The organism is Microbacterium sp. NPDC006705 (genome assembly GCF_044903545.1).
Lineage (GTDB): Bacteria > Actinomycetota > Actinomycetes > Actinomycetales > Microbacteriaceae > Microbacterium > Microbacterium plantarum.
This window is the reverse complement of sequence record NZ_JBJDQQ010000001.1, coordinates 1,595,287-1,610,727: the sequence shown is the minus strand read 5'-3', so window position 1 is coordinate 1,610,727 and position 15,441 is coordinate 1,595,287. Positions and strand designations below refer to the sequence as shown.

Sequence of the window (15,441 nt, the reverse complement as noted above, 5' to 3'; positions counted from 1 at the left end):
CACTCTCGGGATGACGGAAGGATGAGACCATGACGACGACACGCACGACCGCGGCATCCGCACTGCTGCTCCTCTCGGCGCTCGCGCTCGCCGGCTGCGCCACGACCCCCGGCGCGGCCGCGTCCGGAAACACGGGTTCCAGCGGATCGGATGCCGGCTCCGCGGCGCCGTCGCAGGACGCCGACGTCGAGGCGGCGTGGCTCGACGGCGGGCGTGCTGTCGGCCTCGTGACCTACGGCAGCTCCTCGTGTCAGCCCGTCGTCGGCGAGGTGACAGCCTCGGGGCAGACGGTCACGGTCGAGCTGAGCGATCCCGAAGGGATGGCCTGCACGCGCGACTATGCGCCGCGCGCGTCGTACGTCGGGCTGCCGACGGGCGTCGACCCCACGCAGGACGTCGACATCGTCGTGTCCGGCGGTTACACCGGCGACGCCGACCTCGACGGGGTCGCCGGTCTCGAGGGTCCGACGGGCGAGGTGAACGACGAGATGCTGCCGAGCGCCGGCTGGTTCGACGACGCGGGCCTCGTTCTGCTGACCTGGGGCTCGTCGAGCTGCCCGCCCGTGTTCGAGACCGTCGCCCTCGACGGCGACGCGGTGCGCGCCACCGAGGCGACGCCCGCCGCCGACCAGGTCTGCACGATGGACTACGCGCCCCGGCTGAGCGTGGTCGCGGTCGAGGGCGTCTCGGACGACGCTCGCCCGGGCGAGATCGTGCTGGTGTCGCCCGCGGGCGACGAGCAGCGGATCTCCATCATCGGCTGACGCCGGCCCCTGCGGCCGTCAGCGCCCGCGTGCCGGTCAGGCCATCGTGTCGAGGATGCCGGTGAGGTCGTCGTACGTCGTCCGCGGGTTGAGGATCGCGAAGCGGGCGTTCGTCCGACCGGCGTGACTGCTCGGGGTGACGAACGCGTGCTGACGCTCGAGCAGATCCGAGGACCAGCGCGCATAATCGGACCGCTCCCACCCGACGCGCTCGAAGACGACGACGCCGAGCTGCGGGCGGCGCACCAGCGTCAGCTCCGGGCGGCGTTCGATCTCGGCGGCGATGCGCTCGGCGAGCTCGATCGACCGGGTGATGGCGTCGCGGTACACGTCGGTGCCGTAGGTCGCGAGCGAGAACCACAGCGGAAGGCCGCGCGGCCGGCGCGTGAGGTGCACGGCGTAGTCCGACGGGCTCCAGTCGGAGGTCTCGGTCAGCGTGTCGAGGTACTCGGCGTGCTGCGTGTGCGCCTGCCGTCCAAGCTCCGGGTCGCGGTAGATCAGGGCGCACGCGTCGAACGGCGCGAACAGCCACTTGTGCGGGTCGACGATGACCGAGTCGGCGCTCTCGACACCGGCGAAGCGGTGGCGCGCAACCGGGGAGAGCATCGCCGCGAGACCGTACGCCCCGTCGACGTGCAGCCAGACGCCGTGCTCGCGCGTGACCGCCGACACCGAGGCGATGTCGTCGACGATGCCGAAGTTGGTCGACCCGGCGGTCGCGACGACGGCGAAGACGCTCTCGCCGTGCTCCGCGAGCGCAGCCCGCACCGCGTCGCCGCGCAGCACGCCGTCATCCGCGACGGGCACCGCCACGACCTCGACATCCATGACCCGAGCGGCCGACGCGATCGACGAATGGGCCTCCGCGCTGCACACCACGCGCCAGCGGTCGGGACGGATGCCGCGCGCGCGAGCGGTCTCGCGAGCGGCAACGAGCGCCGAAAGGTTGCCAAGCGTGCCGCCCTGCACGAAGACACCACCGGCGCTCGCGGGCAGCCCGAACTCGTCGGCGAGCCAGCGAAGCACCTCGTTCTCGGCGTGCACCGCTCCGGCGCCCTCGAGCCACGACCCGCCGTAGAGCGCGCTCGCCGAGACGACGAGATCGAACGCGGCGGCGGCCTTCGACGGCGCGCTCGGGATGAAGGAGAGGTAGCGGGGGTCGTCGGTCGAGATGCACGACGGGGCGAGGATGTGCTCGAAGACGCCGATGGCCTTGCGGGCGCCGATGCCGTCCGCGTCGATGGTGCGCCCGGCCAGGCGGCGCAGTTCGGTCGGCGGCAGGGGCTTGTCGAGCGGCGTGTCTTCGGCGAGGAGCCGGCCGCGCGAGTACTCGAGCACGAGATCGACGATCGCGCGCGTCTCATCGGTGACGTCGTGCATGCGGGCGGGGAAGCGCTCGGTCATGGGTCCTCCTTGCGTCGAGGGTAGTTCGGGCGGGGCAGGGCCCGAGGCGGGGTCGGGTCTGGTCAGGTCAGCGGCGGGGTGCGCGGTGGCGCGACCCGGCGAGGGGCGAGTGCCTCGACGGCGGCGCCGAGGCGGAGCAGTGCACTGTCGTCGTACGCGCGTCCGGCGATCGTCAGGCCGACCGGCATCCCGATGCCGGGGAGGAGCCCCATCGGTACCGTCACGGTCGGGATGCCGAGGTGGCGGATGGCGAGGTTACCGTTGGCGATCCAGGTGCCGTTGCGCCACCCGATGTCGGCCGAAGCGGGGTTCACGTCCATGTCTGCGGGAGCGACATCGGCGACGGCGGGGAAGACGACGGCGTCGAGGCCCGCGGCATCCATCCACTCCTCGAGGTCGACGCGCCGGGTCTTTTCGAGGCCGCGAAGCCCGGCCTCGAGATGCGGGATGTCGGTGAGCGCGACGCCCGGATGTGCGCGGACCCAGGCGGGGTACTCGGCGATGTCGTCGTCGAACCCGTCGTAGCGCTCGGGCAGGGCGCCGTCGGGATGCGGGAAGATCCGTGCTCCGTCGACGTCCGCGAGACCGGGGAAGGCGGGGTCGCCGTTGGCCCGGAGGAAGTCGTCCCAGGCCCAGGCCGACAGGTCGACGATCTCGCGGCGCAGGTACTCAGGGTTCACGCGGCCGTTCGTCGCGATGGACCCCGCGCCGGGCCGGTCGTTCTCGTAGCGCGACACGACGGGGAAGTCGGTCTCGACGACCTCGGCTCCGGCGGCCTCGAGATCGGCGCGGAGCGACCGCCAGAGCGCGATCACGCCCGGTCGCGTCTCGATGCGCTGCCCGGTCGGCCCGCCGATGCCGGGGGAGTCGGCGGTGCCGGCATCCGGGTCGGCGTCGATGTACATGCGCGGGATGCCGATGCGCCGACCGGCCAGGACGGCGCGGGCGTCGGCGGGGCCTGTGACCGCGAGGTCGCGGTAGCTCGGCGGGTGGACGGTCGAGGCGGCCGGGACCTCGACCCAGGGCTGCATCCGCCAGAAGTCGCCGCGCGTGTCGGGATCGTCGGCGACGACGACGTCGAGCACGGCGAGCAGATCGGCCATGGTGCGGGTGTGGGGGACGACGACATCCATCGTCGGCACCAGTGGCCAGTTGCCGCGCACCGAGATCACGCCGCGCGACGGGGTGTAGGCGCAGAGGGCGTTGTGCGAGGCCGGGCCGCGCCCGCTCGACCACGTCTCTTCGCCGAGCCCGAACGCGGCGAAGCTCGCTGCGGTGGCCGTCCCCGAGCCGTTCGACGATCCCGATGCGAACGGGGCGGTCAGATAGTCGGCGTTGTACGGGCTCTCGGCCCGCCCGTAGAGACCGCGCTGCATGCCGCCGTTGGCCATCGGCGGCATGTTGGTCAGCCCGAGGCAGATGGCGCCGGCATCCCGCAGTCGCTCGATCGTGAAGGCGTCGCGTCGCGCGACGAGGTCCGCGAACGCGGGGCTTCCGGCAGCGGCGGTCAGGCCGCGCACGAGGTAGCTGTTCTTCGCGGTGTAGGGGATGCCGTCGAGCGGCCCCCGGCTCTCACCGCGCACGCGACGCTCATCCGACGCGCGGGCTTCGGCGAGGGCATCGGGGTTTCGGACCACGATCGCGTTCAGTGCGGTGGCGGTATCGGGGCCGTCGTAGGCGTCGATGCGGGCGAGGTAGGCCTCGACGAGCTCGACCGCAGTGGCCTCGCCGCTCGCGAGCGCCGCCCCCAGCTCGCCGATGGAGGCCTCGTAGACCTCGATCACCGCTCTGTCCCCGCTGCTCTTCCCGTCGAGTCGCCACGAAGTGCGTGTCCGGCGGGGGAGGGCAGGGCGGGCTGCTGCTGGGTGATGCAGTGGATGCCGCCGCCGCGGGCGAAGAGCGGGCGCGCGTCGACCGTCACGACGCGGCGGCCGGGGTAGGCGTCGGCGAGGATGCCGCGGGCCCGGTCGTCGGCCGCGGGGTCGCCGAAGCCGCACGCGATGACCCCGCCGTTGACGACGAGGTGGTTGACGTAGCTGAAGTCGACGAAGCCCTCGGCGTCGCGCAGCTGCGCGGGGCCGGGCAGGTCGATGATCTCGAGGTGCCGGCCCGCGGCATCCGTCGCGGGCTCGAGGGCGGCGCGGATCTCGGGCATCACGGCGTGGTCGGGGTGCGCGGGGTCGGGCTGCGCGTGCAGGAGCACCCGTCCGGGCGCGGCGAAGGTCGCGACGATGTCGACGTGGCCGTTCGTGCCGAACTCGTCGTAGTCGCGCGTGAGTCCGCGCGGCAGCCAGATGGCCGTGTCGGCGCCGATCGTGCGCAGCATCTCGGCCTCGACGCGCGCCCGGTCGGCGAAGGGATTGCGGCGCGGATCGAGCTGGACGGTCTCGGTCAGCAGCACCGTGCCCTCGCCGTCGACGTGGATGCCGCCGCCCTCGTTGACGAGCATCGAGCTGACCAGCTCTGCTCCGACGTGGGCGGCGATGATGCGCGCGTGTTCGGCCGAGAGGCGCCAGTCAGCCCAGTCGGGAGCGCCCCACCCGTTGAAGATCCAGTCGACCGCACCGAGCATGCCCGGCCGCTCGTCGTCGACGACGAAGGTGGGCCCGTGATCGCGCATCCAGAACTCGTCGACCGGCGTCTCGTGCTGCTCGATCCCGCTGCCCAGCAGGTCGCGCGCCCGCGCGGTCTCGGTCGGATCGACGAGCATCGAGACCTGCTCGAACTCGGCGACGGCCCGGGCGACGGCCGTCCAGGCGGCGTATCCGTCGGCCCGGTCGGCATCGGTGTCTCCGAGGGTGAACCCGACGCGCGGGAACGCCATCCACGTGCGATCGTGCGGCGCGGTCTCGGCCGGCATCCTCCAGGCCATCGCGGTCCTCCCGGACTAGTTGATCAGTTGATCAATTTCTGGGAAGCGTACAGACTGGCGGGCATGGCGTCAAAGGATTCTGCGGGGCGAGCGAGACTGAGCGGAGAGCAGCGTCGCGCGCAGATCGCCGCCGCCGCCGAGCGGATCGCCCGCGAGCACGGCCTGAGCGCGGTGACTCTGCGCGCCGTCGCGACGGCCGTCGGCGTCGGGCCAGCGCTCGTCGCGCACCACGCCCCGAGCATGGACGACGTCGTCGCCGCCGCCTTCGAGACGATCGTCGCGGCGGAGCTGTGCGACCTCGAGCACCTGCGGGCGGGCAGTCCCGATGCCGTCGCCCTCGTCCGCGAGCTGCTGCGCACGCTCCTCGACGGCACCCGTTCCGACGTCACCCTCGTGTGGGTGCAGTCGTGGGCGCTCGGTCGCCGGAACGAAGCGCTCGCCGAGCGGGTGCGCGCGCAGATGGATGCCTGGACCGCCTTCCTCGAGGGCATCATCCGCGACGGCGTCCGCGCGGGATCGTTCCGGGTCGACGACCCCGCCGCCGTCGCGGCCCAGGTGCTCGGGATGATCGACGGGCTCAACGCGCACGCTCTCGTCTCGTGGCACGACGCCGATGCGCGCATCCGCCTCATGTCGACCGCCGTCGAGGCGATGCTCGGACTCCGGCCCGGGGAGCTCACCGCCGCGTGACCACGTCGCTGTCACAGGCGGCGTCCAATCTCAACCCGTCTGCGACGTCTCCGGTGGTCGCCCTACGGTGGGGAGCACACAAGCGAGGGGGACACCGCCATGGCACATCGAGCACTCGTCCTGACCGGATCGGGTCGGTACGCCGATCCGTGGCACCCCTTCGCTGAGGTCGGGGCGCAGGTCGCCGACATCCTTCGCCACCGCGACTGGGATGTCGCCGTCTCGGACGACGTCGACCAGGGCATGGCGAACCTCGACGGATACGACCTCGTCGCGGTCTGCGCGGGCGACCCGTGGCGCAGCGGCACCAGCCTGACGCGGGGTGCTCCGCCGTCGTCCGTGGCCGGATTCGCCGCGGCGCTCGAGCGCGGCATCGGCGTCCTTGCCGTGCACTCGGCGGTCTCATCGCTGCGTGACTACCCGGAGTGGGCGCCGGCGCTCGGCGCGATCTGGCTGCCCGAGCTGTCGTTCCACCCGGAGGCGGGCGAGATGACGGTCCAGGTCGAGCCGGATGCCGTGCCCGCCGAGGTGCCGACCACCTTCCACACCCACGACGAGCGCTACTGCGCGCTGCAGCGGCTCGGGCAGCGCACCGTCGTGGCGTGGCACGAGGGCGACGGCGCGAAGGAGGCCGCGGCGTGGGTGCGGGAGTACGGCGGCGGGCGCATCGCGGTCGATGTGCTCGGCCACGACGCGCAAGCCTTCGAGGCCTCGGGCCATCGCACGCTGGTCGCCGCCCTCGCGGCCTGGGCGGTCGCCGGCAGCTGAATCGCGTGCCAGCGGTACCCGACGCGTCAGCGAAGCGAGGCGCGGTACCTCTCGACGACGACGGCTGCCACCGCCTCGTCGGGCGCGAGGGGGTCGGTCACGACGTCGGCGCCGGCGCCCGCGATCACGCCCGCGAAGTGCCCGGGCGCGAGGACATAGCTCGCGGCGAAGACGCGTGTCGCTCCGGCGGAGCGCGCGGCCGCGACCGCCGCGTCGATGCGGATGCCGGCGCCCGCGGCGAAACCCACCGACACCGGCATCCCCAGGCGGGCGGCCAGCAGGTCGGCCATCGCCGCGACGTCGACCTCGGCCGCCGGATCGGACGATCCCGCCGCCGCGAGCACGACGGCCTCGGCGCCGGGCGGCGCGTCGGCGGCGCCCAGGCCGGCGGCGCGCAGCCGCTCGGCGAGCAGACCGGCCAGCAGGTCGTGCGGACCGAGCGCGGGAGTCGCGACGCACGGGCCGGGAGCCGCTGCGACCGCACGTGCGATGTCGACCCGCGTGTGGAAGCCGGTGGAGAGCAGGAGAGGCACCACGACGGATGCCGCCCCCGCGGGCACGCCCGCCACGACGGCGTCGATCTCGGGTTCCTGCACGTCGACGAACGCCTCTTCGACCTGCACTCCGGGAAGCATCTGTCGGACTCGCGTCACGACGCCGGCGATCGCGGCGCGCCCCTCGAGGGAGCTCGTGCCGTGGGAGCAGGCGATGAGGACCGGCGTCATGGTGTCGCTCCCGTCGTCGTGAGGTCGAGGCGGTAGCCGCGCTTGACGACCGTCCGGATGAGGCCGGAGCACCCGAGCGCTTCGCGCGTGCGGGCGATCGCGACGTCGAGGGCGTGGTCGCCGGCGTTCGAACGCGGAAGCGACCGCTGCAGATCGGCGCGACTCACGACGCCACCCGCCGCGGTGAACAGCGCTTCGAGGATGAGGGCCGAGGTCGGCGAGAGCGGGATGACGCGGCCATCGAGAACGGCGGCCGAGCTGCGCAGCTCCAGCAGCCCCGCCGGCGTCGGAAGCGAGGGTGCGTGCCCGCCGCCGAAGTGGGTGACCACGGCACGGACGAGCGAGCCCAGCCGCCCGCGCTCGGCGATGAGAGGTTCCGCTCCGGCGCCGCGGAGGGGAGCCGCCGTGATCGGCCCGACGGCCGCGAGAAGCAGCCGCCGGCCCCGCGCCCGCCGGACGATCTCGTCGATGACACCCTCGCGCCGGGCCGTCGCGATCCACTCCGCTGCGCCCGGAGCGGACGTGAACAGCACCGCGTCGACCTCACCCTGCGCGGTCGCGACGACCGAGCGCGCGACGGCGGCCGGATCCGGCGGCGGCCCCCACCGGTACACGGTGAGGCTGACGACCTCCGCGCCCGCCCCCGTGAACAGTTCGTCGAGGCCATCGGCTCCCGAACCGTGATGCTGCACCGCGACGCGGCGACCGCGCACGCCTTCGGCGAGCAGGAACTCGCCGAGCTCACCCGAGGTCTCCGACTCGGCGACCCAGTCCGCCAGCAGACCCGCTTGCTGGATCGCGCCGCGCGCCTTGGGCCCGCGGGCGACGATCTGGGCACCCGCGAAGGCGTCGTGCAGATCGTCGAGGAGTCCCGCTTCGTCGGCAGCCTCCATCCAGCCCCGGAATCCCACGCCCGTCGTCACGACGACGACATCCGGCGGATCGGCGATGAGCGAGCGCGTCGCCGAGATGAGTGCCTCGTCGTCGATGTGGGGCACGATGCTCAGCGCCGGGGCATGGCGCACGGTCGCTCCGTGTCTCTCGAGCGCCGTCGCGAGCTCGTTCGATCGCCGATCGACGGCGATGACGATCGTGCAGCCGCCGAGGGCGGCCGAGAGCGCGGGACGGACGGACTGGTTCACCGGATGACGCGCTCCCGCTCCTCAGCCGGCGCGAGCAGCAGGCCCGCTCGGGCGACCTCGCCGATCACGATGACGGCGGGATTCGTGACACCGGCGGCTGCGGCATCCGCGAGCACCGTCGCGAGCGTCGATCGGGTCGTGCGCTGCTGCGGCGTGTGCCCCCGCTCGACGATGGCGACCGGACGCTCGAGAGGAGCGCCCCCGGCCCGCGCGGCCTCGACGATGCGCGGCAGCGCGGCGACGCCCATCAGGAAGACGGTCGTGATCGCGTCGTCGCCGAGCGCCGCCCGTGTCGACGGCGTGATCGGCCCCTGGCCGTTGGCGACGTGGAGCCCGCCCGAGACGCCGCGGTGGGTGACCGGGATGCCGGCGGCTTGCGGCACCGAGACGATGCTCGTGAGGCCGGGGACGACCTCGACCGGGATGCCGGCCGCGTGGCAGGCCGCGACCTCCTCGCCACCGCGGCCGAAGACGAACGGGTCGCCGCCTTTCAGGCGCACGACGCGTTTGCCGGCGCGGGCATGAGCGACCAGCAGGGCGTTGATCTCGTCCTGCGTCACCGGGTGGTGGCCGGGCTGCTTGCCGACGTCGATGACCTCGACACCGGGCTCGAGCTCGTGAAGGACGTCGACGGGGCCGAGCCGGTCGGCCACGACGACATCCGCTTCGGCGAGCAGGCGCCGACCCCGTACGGTCATGAGGTCGGCCGGACCCGGGCCGCCGCCGACGAGGTCGACGCGGCCGCCGCCGCGGCGGCGTCGGCGCAGCGGCAGCATTCCGGCACGCAGGGCGGCGGCGATTGCATCGCGCAGGCGTACGGCGCGCCGCGGGTCGACGCCCGCGTCCGAGGCGACCCCCACGATGACGTCGCCGCTGCGGGTCTCGGCCGTCAGTCGCGCGGTGCCGTGCGCGCCGTCGGACGTGTTGACGCAAAAGACCCGTTCGGATTCGCACCAGGCCGCGACCGCGGCATCCACGCGAGGGATGCCGGTGGCTGTGTGCACGAGCCAGGCGTCGGCGATGTCGTCGCGCCGCGCTTCGCGGGACGCCCACGTCAGCCCGTGGGCGGCGACTGCGGCGCGCATCGCGTCACCGAGCTCCGGTGAGACGATGCGGACGTCGGCCCCTTCGTCGAGGAATCGGCCGAGTCTGCGGGCGGCGACGGCGCCGCCGCCGACGAAGACGACGCGGCGGCCGGTGAGCGAGAGCCCGAGCATCGTCGTCATGCCGCACCTCCGTCGCGGATGAAGACGGTGCCTTCGCCGTTCACGGCCACCGGCCAGACCGGCAGCATCCGCTGCTCCTTGCCCTGGGTGTCGAGGCACACGCCCGTCCGCAGGTCGAAGACCTGCTTGTACATCGGCGACGCGACGGTGGGGGCGTCGCCGCGGGTGCCGACGATCCCGCGCGACATGACGTTCGCGCCGCTGTACGGGTCGAGGTTGGCCGTCGCGTGAACACGACCGTCGTGCAGGAGGAACAGGGCGATTTGCCGGTCTCCGAGCAACGCCGCACGGCCACGCTCGACCTCGAGGTCGTCGAGCCGGCACACCGCCGTCCACGCCGAGCTGCGGCTCCGCGCGCGGGGTGCGCTGCCGGTCTCGCTCATCGTGTCGTCCACCAGGGTCATCGCCGCACCTCCAGGGTCGTGCCGGCGATGAGCACGCGGTCGTCCGTGCGTTCGTCGGCGGTCGCGGGGCGCGGCTGACCTCGCTCGACTGTGTACGCCAGCGACGGGTCCGGCGTCGTCGGCGCGTTGACGAACGACGCGAACCGCCGCAGCTTCTCGGGGTCGGCGAGGGTCGCCGCCCACTCGTCCTCGTAGGCGTCGATGTGGCGCGCCATGGCGGCATCCAGGTCGGCGCAGATGCCGAGCGAGTCGTCGAAGATGACCTCCCGCAGCCCGTCGATGCCGCCCTCGAGGTCTTCGAACCACGGAGCCGTGCGCTGCAGTCGGTCGGCCGTCGAGATGTAGTACATCAGGAAGCGGTCGATCGTCGTCAGGAGGGCGTCGTCGTCGAGGTTCTCGGCCAGCAGCACCGCGTGACGCGGAGTGAACCCGCCGTTTCCGCCGACGTAGACGTTCCACCCGGTCTCGGTCGCGATGACCCCCACGTCCTTCCCGCGGGCCTCGGCGCATTCGCGGGCGCATCCCGAGACCCCGAGCTTGAACTTGTGCGGAGCGCGCAGGCCCCGGTACCGCAGCTCGAGGCGCACCGCCATGCCGACGGAGTCCTGCACCCCGTACCGGCACCAGGTCGACCCCACGCACGACTTCACGGTGCGCAGCGACTTGCCGTACGCGTGACCCGACTCGAAGCCGGCCTCGACGAGTCGCCCCCAGATCGCCGGCAGCTGTTCCAACCGGGCCCCGAAGAGGTCGATCCGCTGGCCGCCGGTGATCTTCGTGTACAGGTTGAAGTCCTGGGCGACCTGCGCGATCACGAGCAGCTTCCCCGGGGTGATCTCGCCGCCCGGGATGCGGGGGACGACGGAGTAGCTGCCGTCCTTCTGCATGTTCGCCATGACGTGATCGTTCGTGTCCTGCAGCGTCGCGTTCTCGCCATCGAGCACGTGGCGACCGGTGAGGGTCGACAGGATGCTGGCGAGCGCGGGCTTGCAGATGTCGCATCCGCGCCCCGAGCCGAAGCGCTCGATCACGGCGCTGAACGTCGTCAGGCCCGACACCCGCACCGCGTCGAAGAGCTGCCGGCGCGACAGGTCGAAGTGCTCGCAGAGGGCGTTGCTGACGGTCGCCCCCGACTTCGCGAGCTCGGCGCCGACCAGCTTCTTGATCATCGGGACGCACGAGCCGCACGCGGCTCCCGCCTTCGTGCAGGCCTTGACGGCGGCGACATCCGTGCATCCCTCGTCGTGGACGGCCGAACGGATGCCACCGGCGGTCACGCTGTTGCACGTGCAGACGAGGGCCGCATCGGGCAGCTCGCCGGTCGGGGCCGCGACGCCGCCGTCCGGCATCAGGTAGGCGACCGGGTCGCCGCCGAGCGCGCCGCCCACGAGCGGACGCAGCGCCCCGTAGGCCGACGCGTCTCCGACGAGGATGCCGCCGAGCAGTGTCTTCGCGTCGTCGGAGAGCACGAGCTTCTTGTAGACCCCGGCCACGGGGTCGGCGTACACGACGTCGAGCGCTCCGGGCGTCTCGGCGAACGCGTCGCCGAAGCTCGCGACATCCACGCCCGACAGCTTCAGCTTCGTCGACACGTCGAAGCCGCCGAAGCTGGCCTCGAGCCCGAGCAGGCGCGTCGCGGCGACCTCGGCCATCGCGTAGCCGGGAGCGACGAGCCCGACGCACTGCCCGCCGAAGCTGGCGACCTCGCCGATCGCCAGGATTCGGGCATCCGAGGTGTCGCACCCCTGGTCGATCACGACGCCGCCGCGCGGGTCGACGGCGAGGCCGGCATCGCGGGCGAGCTCGTCGCGGGGGCGGACGCCGACGGTGAAGACCACGACGTCGGTGCGCTCCCACGTGCCGTCGTGGAACTCCAGGCCCACGACCTGTCCGCTGCGATCGGCGTCGAGCCGTGTGGTCAGTGACGAGGTGCGCACCCCGATCCCCCGTGCCGTGATCAGGCGGCGCAGGGCATCTCCGGCCGGAAGATCGAGCTGAGCCGACATCAGCCTGTCGGAGGACTGCACGACGGTGCAGTCGACGTCGAGTCCCTGCAACGCGCCCGCCGCTTCGAGGCCGAGCAGGCCGCCGCCGATGACGGTTCCGGTCAGCCGTCGGCCGAGCGCAGCCGACCGGCGCTGCACGAACGCCTCGAGCGCTTCGACATCGTCGAGGGTGCGGTAGACGAAGCAGCCCTCGTGGTCGTATCCGTCCACGGCGAGCCGGGCCGCGTACGAGCCCGTCGCGAGCACGAGCCGGTCATAGCCGATGCGCTCGCCGGAATCGACGAGCACCTCGCCGGCGTCGCGATCGATGCCGGTGACGGTGCGCCCGCGGAGGAACCGGACGCGCTCGTCGCCGAAGGGAGAGCGGTCGAGCTCGAGGTCGTCGGCGGAGGCGCCGGCGAAGAACGACGTCAGCCCGACCCGGTCGTACGGGTGGCGGGGCTCGTCGCCGACGACCGTCACGCGCCAGGTGTCGTCTGCGCGGCTCAGCAGGCTCTCCACGAAACGGTGGGCGACCATCCCGGCACCCACCACGACGACGTGTCGGGTGGGGCCGGTGGAGCTCATGTCGTGACCGTACGCGGGCGAGGTTGCGGCGCCGTCAGCGGCGTGTTTCCGGCTGTTTACGGTGCGGACCATGCGTCACACCCGGGCGGTCGCGGGCTCGACGGCTGCCGGCTCCGCGGCGGCGGGCTCGGTGGCTACAGGCTCGGCGGTCCCGGTCGCGCGGGTTCGCTTCGGCGCGCGCACGCGGCGCGGCGAAGTCGGCCGGCCGTAGGTGAAGTAGAGCGGGATCGCGACGAAGACGAGGCCGCCGACGAGGTTGCCGAGCACGGTGGGGATCTCGTTCCAGATCAGGTAGTCCATGATCGTGAAGTCGCCGCCGAGGAGGAGCCCCGAGGGGAACAGGAACATGTTCACGATCGAGTGCTCGAATCCCATGAAGAAGAAGAGCATGATCGGCATCCACATCGCGAAGATCTTGCCGATGACATCCTTCGAGATCATCGCCAGCACGACGCCCGTCGCGACCATCCAGTTGCACAGGACGCCGCGGACGAAGAGCGTGAGCATGCCCGCCGCGCCGTGCTCGGCGTAGCCCACCGTGCGGCCCTCGCCGATGTGGCCGATCGCCTGGCCCACCTCGTTCGGCGGCGTCGAGAAGCCGTAGGTGACGACGATCGCCATCAGCACGGCGACGGTGAAGGCGCCGATGAAGTTGCCGAGGAACACCAGCCCCCAGTTGCGCAGGATGCCGCCGAGCGTCACCCCCGGCCGCCGGTCGAGCCAGGCGAGCGGCGCGAGCACGAAGACGCCGGTCAGCAGGTCGTAGCCGAGCAGGTACAGCATGATGAAGCCGATCGGGAAGAGCACGGCGCCGAGCAGCGGCATCCCCGTCGTCACGGTGATGGTCACGGCGAAGGCGGCGGCGATCGTGAGGACGGCGCCGCCCATGATGGAGCGGATGAGCGTGTCGCGGGTCGAGAGCATGACCTTCGACGCGCCCGCGTCGATGACGGTCTGAACGAGCTCGGTGGGCTTGACGTAGGACATCGCGTCCTCCTTCGGTCGAGAGCCGGTGGGTATGGTGCTCGACGCTAGAGGCGGGGTGTTTCCCCGGCGGTCTCGCTGATCGTCCGTTCCGTTACCTCTTTCTCTCTTCGGGCCGTCGGCGATTGTGAGATCGCGGGCGCGCTGGTGGCGATTCGGGCGGGGTGGTGCAGAGTAGCGGTGTGCCCGTCGTCTCCGCCCTGTACCGCTATCCCGTCAAGGGGTTCACTCCCGAAGCGCGCGACGAGCTCGTCGTCCAGCCCGACGGCCGGATCGCCGGCGACCGGGTGCTCGCGTTCCGCTTCGCCGACGCGGTGGAGCCGGAGGACGCCGACGGCCTCGAGTCATGGCCGAAGAGCCGCGGCCTCGCGCTCATGGACTTCCCGGCGCTCGCGCGCGTGGCGCTGGACTTCGACGCCGACGCGCGGCGGCTGCGGCTGAGCGTCGATGGCGCGGTGCTCGCGGACGCGGGGCTCAACGACGCCGGGCGGCGCGAGCTCGAGGACGCGATCACCGCATTCGTGCGGGGCTCGGGCGACGCGCGACGCCTCGACCGCGACGGCGTGCTGCCGCTGCGGCTCGTCGGCGACGGCGCGACCTCGCGCTTCCAGGACCGCGCCCGCGGTTACGTCTCGCTGCACGGTGCCGCCTCGGTCGAGGACGTGGATGCTGCGGTGGCCGCGCCCGTCGACAGCCGCCGGTTCCGCTCGAACATCGTCGTTTCGGGTGTCGGTGCGTGGGACGAACTCGGCTGGAGCGGCCGCGCCCGCATCGGTGAGGTCGCGTTCGACGTGCAGCGCCCCATCGGCCGGTGCGCCGCGATCATGGCCAACCCCGACACGGGCGAGCGCGACGCGCGGCTGCTGCGCGTGCTGACGACCGAGTTCGATCAGGCCGAGCCGACCCTCGGCATCCTGCTCCTCCCCGCCGACGGCGGGGGAGTGGTGCGGGTGGGCGACGAGGTCGTCGTCGAGGGCTGAACCGGGTGGCGGCATCCGTTCGTGGGTGCCGGGATGCAAGTGTTCCCGACCGACACCCCGGGACGGATGCCGCTGAGCGGCGTGTCGGTCGCGGCGCCTTGCAGCGCGGTACGGGGTTGGTGCTCGAGGGCTGAGCCGGGATGTCGGCGGCGGGAGCTTCTACGGCGTCGGCGCGTTCTGCGCCGGGTCGACGGCCCCGCGTCCGCGGACGGCACACGTCCACAGCCCGAGGAGAACCGCAGCGGCGAGAATCAACGAGAAGCCGGACCGGACCGCGTTCGCGCTGAAGCCGAGCCCGCCTCCCGCAGCGAATGCGACGAGCACGGCCACGTACGCCCCTGCCGGGCGGAGGTGCTGTTCACCGTCGTCGGCGATGCGGCGTGCGACCGCGCGTCCCAGCAGGCCGGCGGCCATCTGGATGACCGAGGTGACGGCGATGTTGCCATAGAGCATCCCCGTCTCGCGGTGAAAGGCGTTGCCCTGAACGCCGGCGACGAAGCTGACGGCCCCGGCGATCCACATCGGTTCCGATCCGCGGGTGACGCTCAGCACGGCGAGGACCGTGACGATCACGACCTCGCCGAGAAGGACGGGCGCCGAGTACGACTTCCCCCGGCGAGCGAGCCCGAGGATGAGGATGCTGCACGCGAAGGCTCCGGCCGCGAAGACGAGAACGGAACTGGCCGCAAGGAGCGCGCGGTCGACGTCTCCCTCCGCGGTGGCGTAGCCCAGCGAGATGAGATTGCCGGATTGCACGGTCGCGAACGTGCCGACCTGGCCGAACGTCCATGCGTCGAGCAGTCCGGAGACGAACGCGAGAGATGCCGACGCCCACACCGTCTCCAGGAGCGGGTAGCGACGAATCGATGAGGCGTGGGCGAGCGACATGGAACCTCCCGGGGCCTTCCA

Annotated in this window: 14 protein-coding genes; 4 read left to right on the top strand and 10 right to left on the bottom strand. The window is 72.4% G+C overall.

Features of this window, described 5'->3' with window-relative positions; genetic code table 11:
* Nucleotides 1–29: 29 nt before the first annotated feature.
* Nucleotides 30–764 (top strand): hypothetical protein, encoded by a 735-nt coding sequence (locus tag ACI2K6_RS07670; RefSeq protein WP_404568348.1) that lies wholly within the window; start codon nucleotides 30–32, stop codon nucleotides 762–764.
* A gap of 36 nt (nucleotides 765–800) precedes the next feature.
* Here ACI2K6_RS07670 and ACI2K6_RS07665 read toward each other — a convergent pair whose 3' ends face one another.
* The 3 genes from ACI2K6_RS07665 to ACI2K6_RS07655 form a co-directional block, all read right to left on the bottom strand.
* A complete protein-coding gene (locus ACI2K6_RS07665) occupies nucleotides 801–2,168 on the bottom strand; it encodes an aminotransferase class V-fold PLP-dependent enzyme (protein ID WP_282501923.1) in 1,368 nt (455 codons plus the stop codon).
* Between the two features lie 62 nt (nucleotides 2,169–2,230).
* Entirely contained in the window at nucleotides 2,231–3,952 is a 1,722-nt protein-coding gene (locus ACI2K6_RS07660) for an amidase (RefSeq protein WP_282501924.1), read from the bottom strand.
* Nucleotides 3,949–5,040: an agmatine/peptidylarginine deiminase gene (locus ACI2K6_RS07655; RefSeq protein WP_282501925.1), complete on the bottom strand. Its 1,092-nt coding sequence runs from the start codon at nucleotides 5,038–5,040 to the stop codon at nucleotides 3,949–3,951. The genes ACI2K6_RS07660 and ACI2K6_RS07655 overlap by 4 nt, the downstream gene beginning before the upstream one ends.
* Nucleotides 5,041–5,103: 63 nt before the next feature.
* Between ACI2K6_RS07655 and ACI2K6_RS07650 the strand changes: the two genes are divergently transcribed.
* Both ACI2K6_RS07650 and ACI2K6_RS07645 read left to right on the top strand, forming a co-directional pair.
* Nucleotides 5,104–5,730 (top strand): TetR/AcrR family transcriptional regulator, encoded by a 627-nt coding sequence (locus tag ACI2K6_RS07650; RefSeq protein WP_274178206.1) that lies wholly within the window; start codon nucleotides 5,104–5,106, stop codon nucleotides 5,728–5,730.
* Between the two features lie 99 nt (nucleotides 5,731–5,829).
* Complete coding sequence (locus ACI2K6_RS07645) at nucleotides 5,830–6,498, top strand: ThuA domain-containing protein (RefSeq protein ID WP_112616041.1); 669 nt, start codon at nucleotides 5,830–5,832, stop codon at nucleotides 6,496–6,498.
* Nucleotides 6,499–6,524: 26 nt separating this feature from the next.
* Here ACI2K6_RS07645 and ACI2K6_RS07640 read toward each other — a convergent pair whose 3' ends face one another.
* The 6 genes from ACI2K6_RS07640 to ACI2K6_RS07615 all read right to left on the bottom strand — a co-directional run bounded on the left by ACI2K6_RS07640 (nucleotide 6,525) and on the right by ACI2K6_RS07615 (nucleotide 13,555).
* Entirely contained in the window at nucleotides 6,525–7,223 is a 699-nt protein-coding gene (locus ACI2K6_RS07640) for a sirohydrochlorin chelatase (RefSeq protein ID WP_112616043.1), read from the bottom strand.
* Entirely contained in the window at nucleotides 7,220–8,365 is a 1,146-nt protein-coding gene (locus ACI2K6_RS07635) for a uroporphyrinogen-III synthase (protein WP_112616045.1), read from the bottom strand. Before ACI2K6_RS07635 ends, ACI2K6_RS07640 begins: the two co-directional genes overlap by 4 nt.
* Entirely contained in the window at nucleotides 8,362–9,591 is a 1,230-nt protein-coding gene (gene cobA / locus ACI2K6_RS07630; RefSeq protein WP_404568347.1) for a uroporphyrinogen-III C-methyltransferase, read from the bottom strand. The genes ACI2K6_RS07635 and cobA overlap by 4 nt, the downstream gene beginning before the upstream one ends.
* On the bottom strand, nucleotides 9,588–9,995 hold the full coding sequence (gene nirD / locus ACI2K6_RS07625; RefSeq protein WP_404568346.1) for a nitrite reductase small subunit NirD: 408 nt from the start codon (nucleotides 9,993–9,995) through the stop codon (nucleotides 9,588–9,590). Before nirD ends, cobA begins: the two co-directional genes overlap by 4 nt.
* Complete coding sequence (gene nirB, locus ACI2K6_RS07620; protein ID WP_282501926.1) at nucleotides 9,992–12,568, bottom strand: nitrite reductase large subunit NirB; 2,577 nt, start codon at nucleotides 12,566–12,568, stop codon at nucleotides 9,992–9,994. The genes nirD and nirB overlap by 4 nt, the downstream gene beginning before the upstream one ends.
* Nucleotides 12,569–12,643: 75 nt before the next feature.
* Nucleotides 12,644–13,555, bottom strand: a complete 912-nt coding sequence (locus ACI2K6_RS07615) for a formate/nitrite transporter family protein (protein WP_112616051.1) — start codon at nucleotides 13,553–13,555, stop codon at nucleotides 12,644–12,646.
* A gap of 179 nt (nucleotides 13,556–13,734) precedes the next feature.
* On the opposite strand from ACI2K6_RS07615, the gene ACI2K6_RS07610 reads away from it, so the two are divergent.
* Complete coding sequence (locus ACI2K6_RS07610) at nucleotides 13,735–14,532, top strand: MOSC domain-containing protein (RefSeq protein WP_282501927.1); 798 nt, start codon at nucleotides 13,735–13,737, stop codon at nucleotides 14,530–14,532.
* A gap of 159 nt (nucleotides 14,533–14,691) precedes the next feature.
* On the opposite strand, the gene ACI2K6_RS07605 is transcribed toward ACI2K6_RS07610, so the two are convergent.
* The gene (locus tag ACI2K6_RS07605; protein ID WP_282501928.1) at nucleotides 14,692–15,420 is read right to left on the bottom strand and encodes a YoaK family protein; all 729 of its coding nucleotides are present in this window, start codon (nucleotides 15,418–15,420) and stop codon (nucleotides 14,692–14,694) included.
* Between the last annotated feature and the right edge of the window lie 21 nt (nucleotides 15,421–15,441).

What these genes read in the sequence shown, in the direction of transcription:
- ACI2K6_RS07670 (WP_404568348.1), top strand. Translation starts at nt 30, where the DNA reads ATGACGACGACACGCACGACCGCGGCATCCGCACTGCTGCTCCTCTCG.
- ACI2K6_RS07665 (WP_282501923.1), bottom strand. Translation starts at nt 2,168, where the DNA reads ATGACCGAGCGCTTCCCCGCCCGCATGCACGACGTCACCGATGAGACG.
- ACI2K6_RS07655 (WP_282501925.1), bottom strand. Translation starts at nt 5,040, where the DNA reads ATGGCCTGGAGGATGCCGGCCGAGACCGCGCCGCACGATCGCACGTGG.
- ACI2K6_RS07650 (WP_274178206.1), top strand. Translation starts at nt 5,104, where the DNA reads ATGGCGTCAAAGGATTCTGCGGGGCGAGCGAGACTGAGCGGAGAGCAG.
- ACI2K6_RS07645 (WP_112616041.1), top strand. Translation starts at nt 5,830, where the DNA reads ATGGCACATCGAGCACTCGTCCTGACCGGATCGGGTCGGTACGCCGAT.
- ACI2K6_RS07640 (WP_112616043.1), bottom strand. Translation starts at nt 7,223, where the DNA reads ATGACGCCGGTCCTCATCGCCTGCTCCCACGGCACGAGCTCCCTCGAG.
- cobA (WP_404568347.1), bottom strand. Translation starts at nt 9,591, where the DNA reads ATGACGACGATGCTCGGGCTCTCGCTCACCGGCCGCCGCGTCGTCTTC.
- nirD (WP_404568346.1), bottom strand. Translation starts at nt 9,995, where the DNA reads ATGACCCTGGTGGACGACACGATGAGCGAGACCGGCAGCGCACCCCGC.
- nirB (WP_282501926.1), bottom strand. Translation starts at nt 12,568, where the DNA reads ATGAGCTCCACCGGCCCCACCCGACACGTCGTCGTGGTGGGTGCCGGG.
- ACI2K6_RS07615 (WP_112616051.1), bottom strand. Translation starts at nt 13,555, where the DNA reads ATGTCCTACGTCAAGCCCACCGAGCTCGTTCAGACCGTCATCGACGCG.
- ACI2K6_RS07605 (WP_282501928.1), bottom strand. Translation starts at nt 15,420, where the DNA reads ATGTCGCTCGCCCACGCCTCATCGATTCGTCGCTACCCGCTCCTGGAG.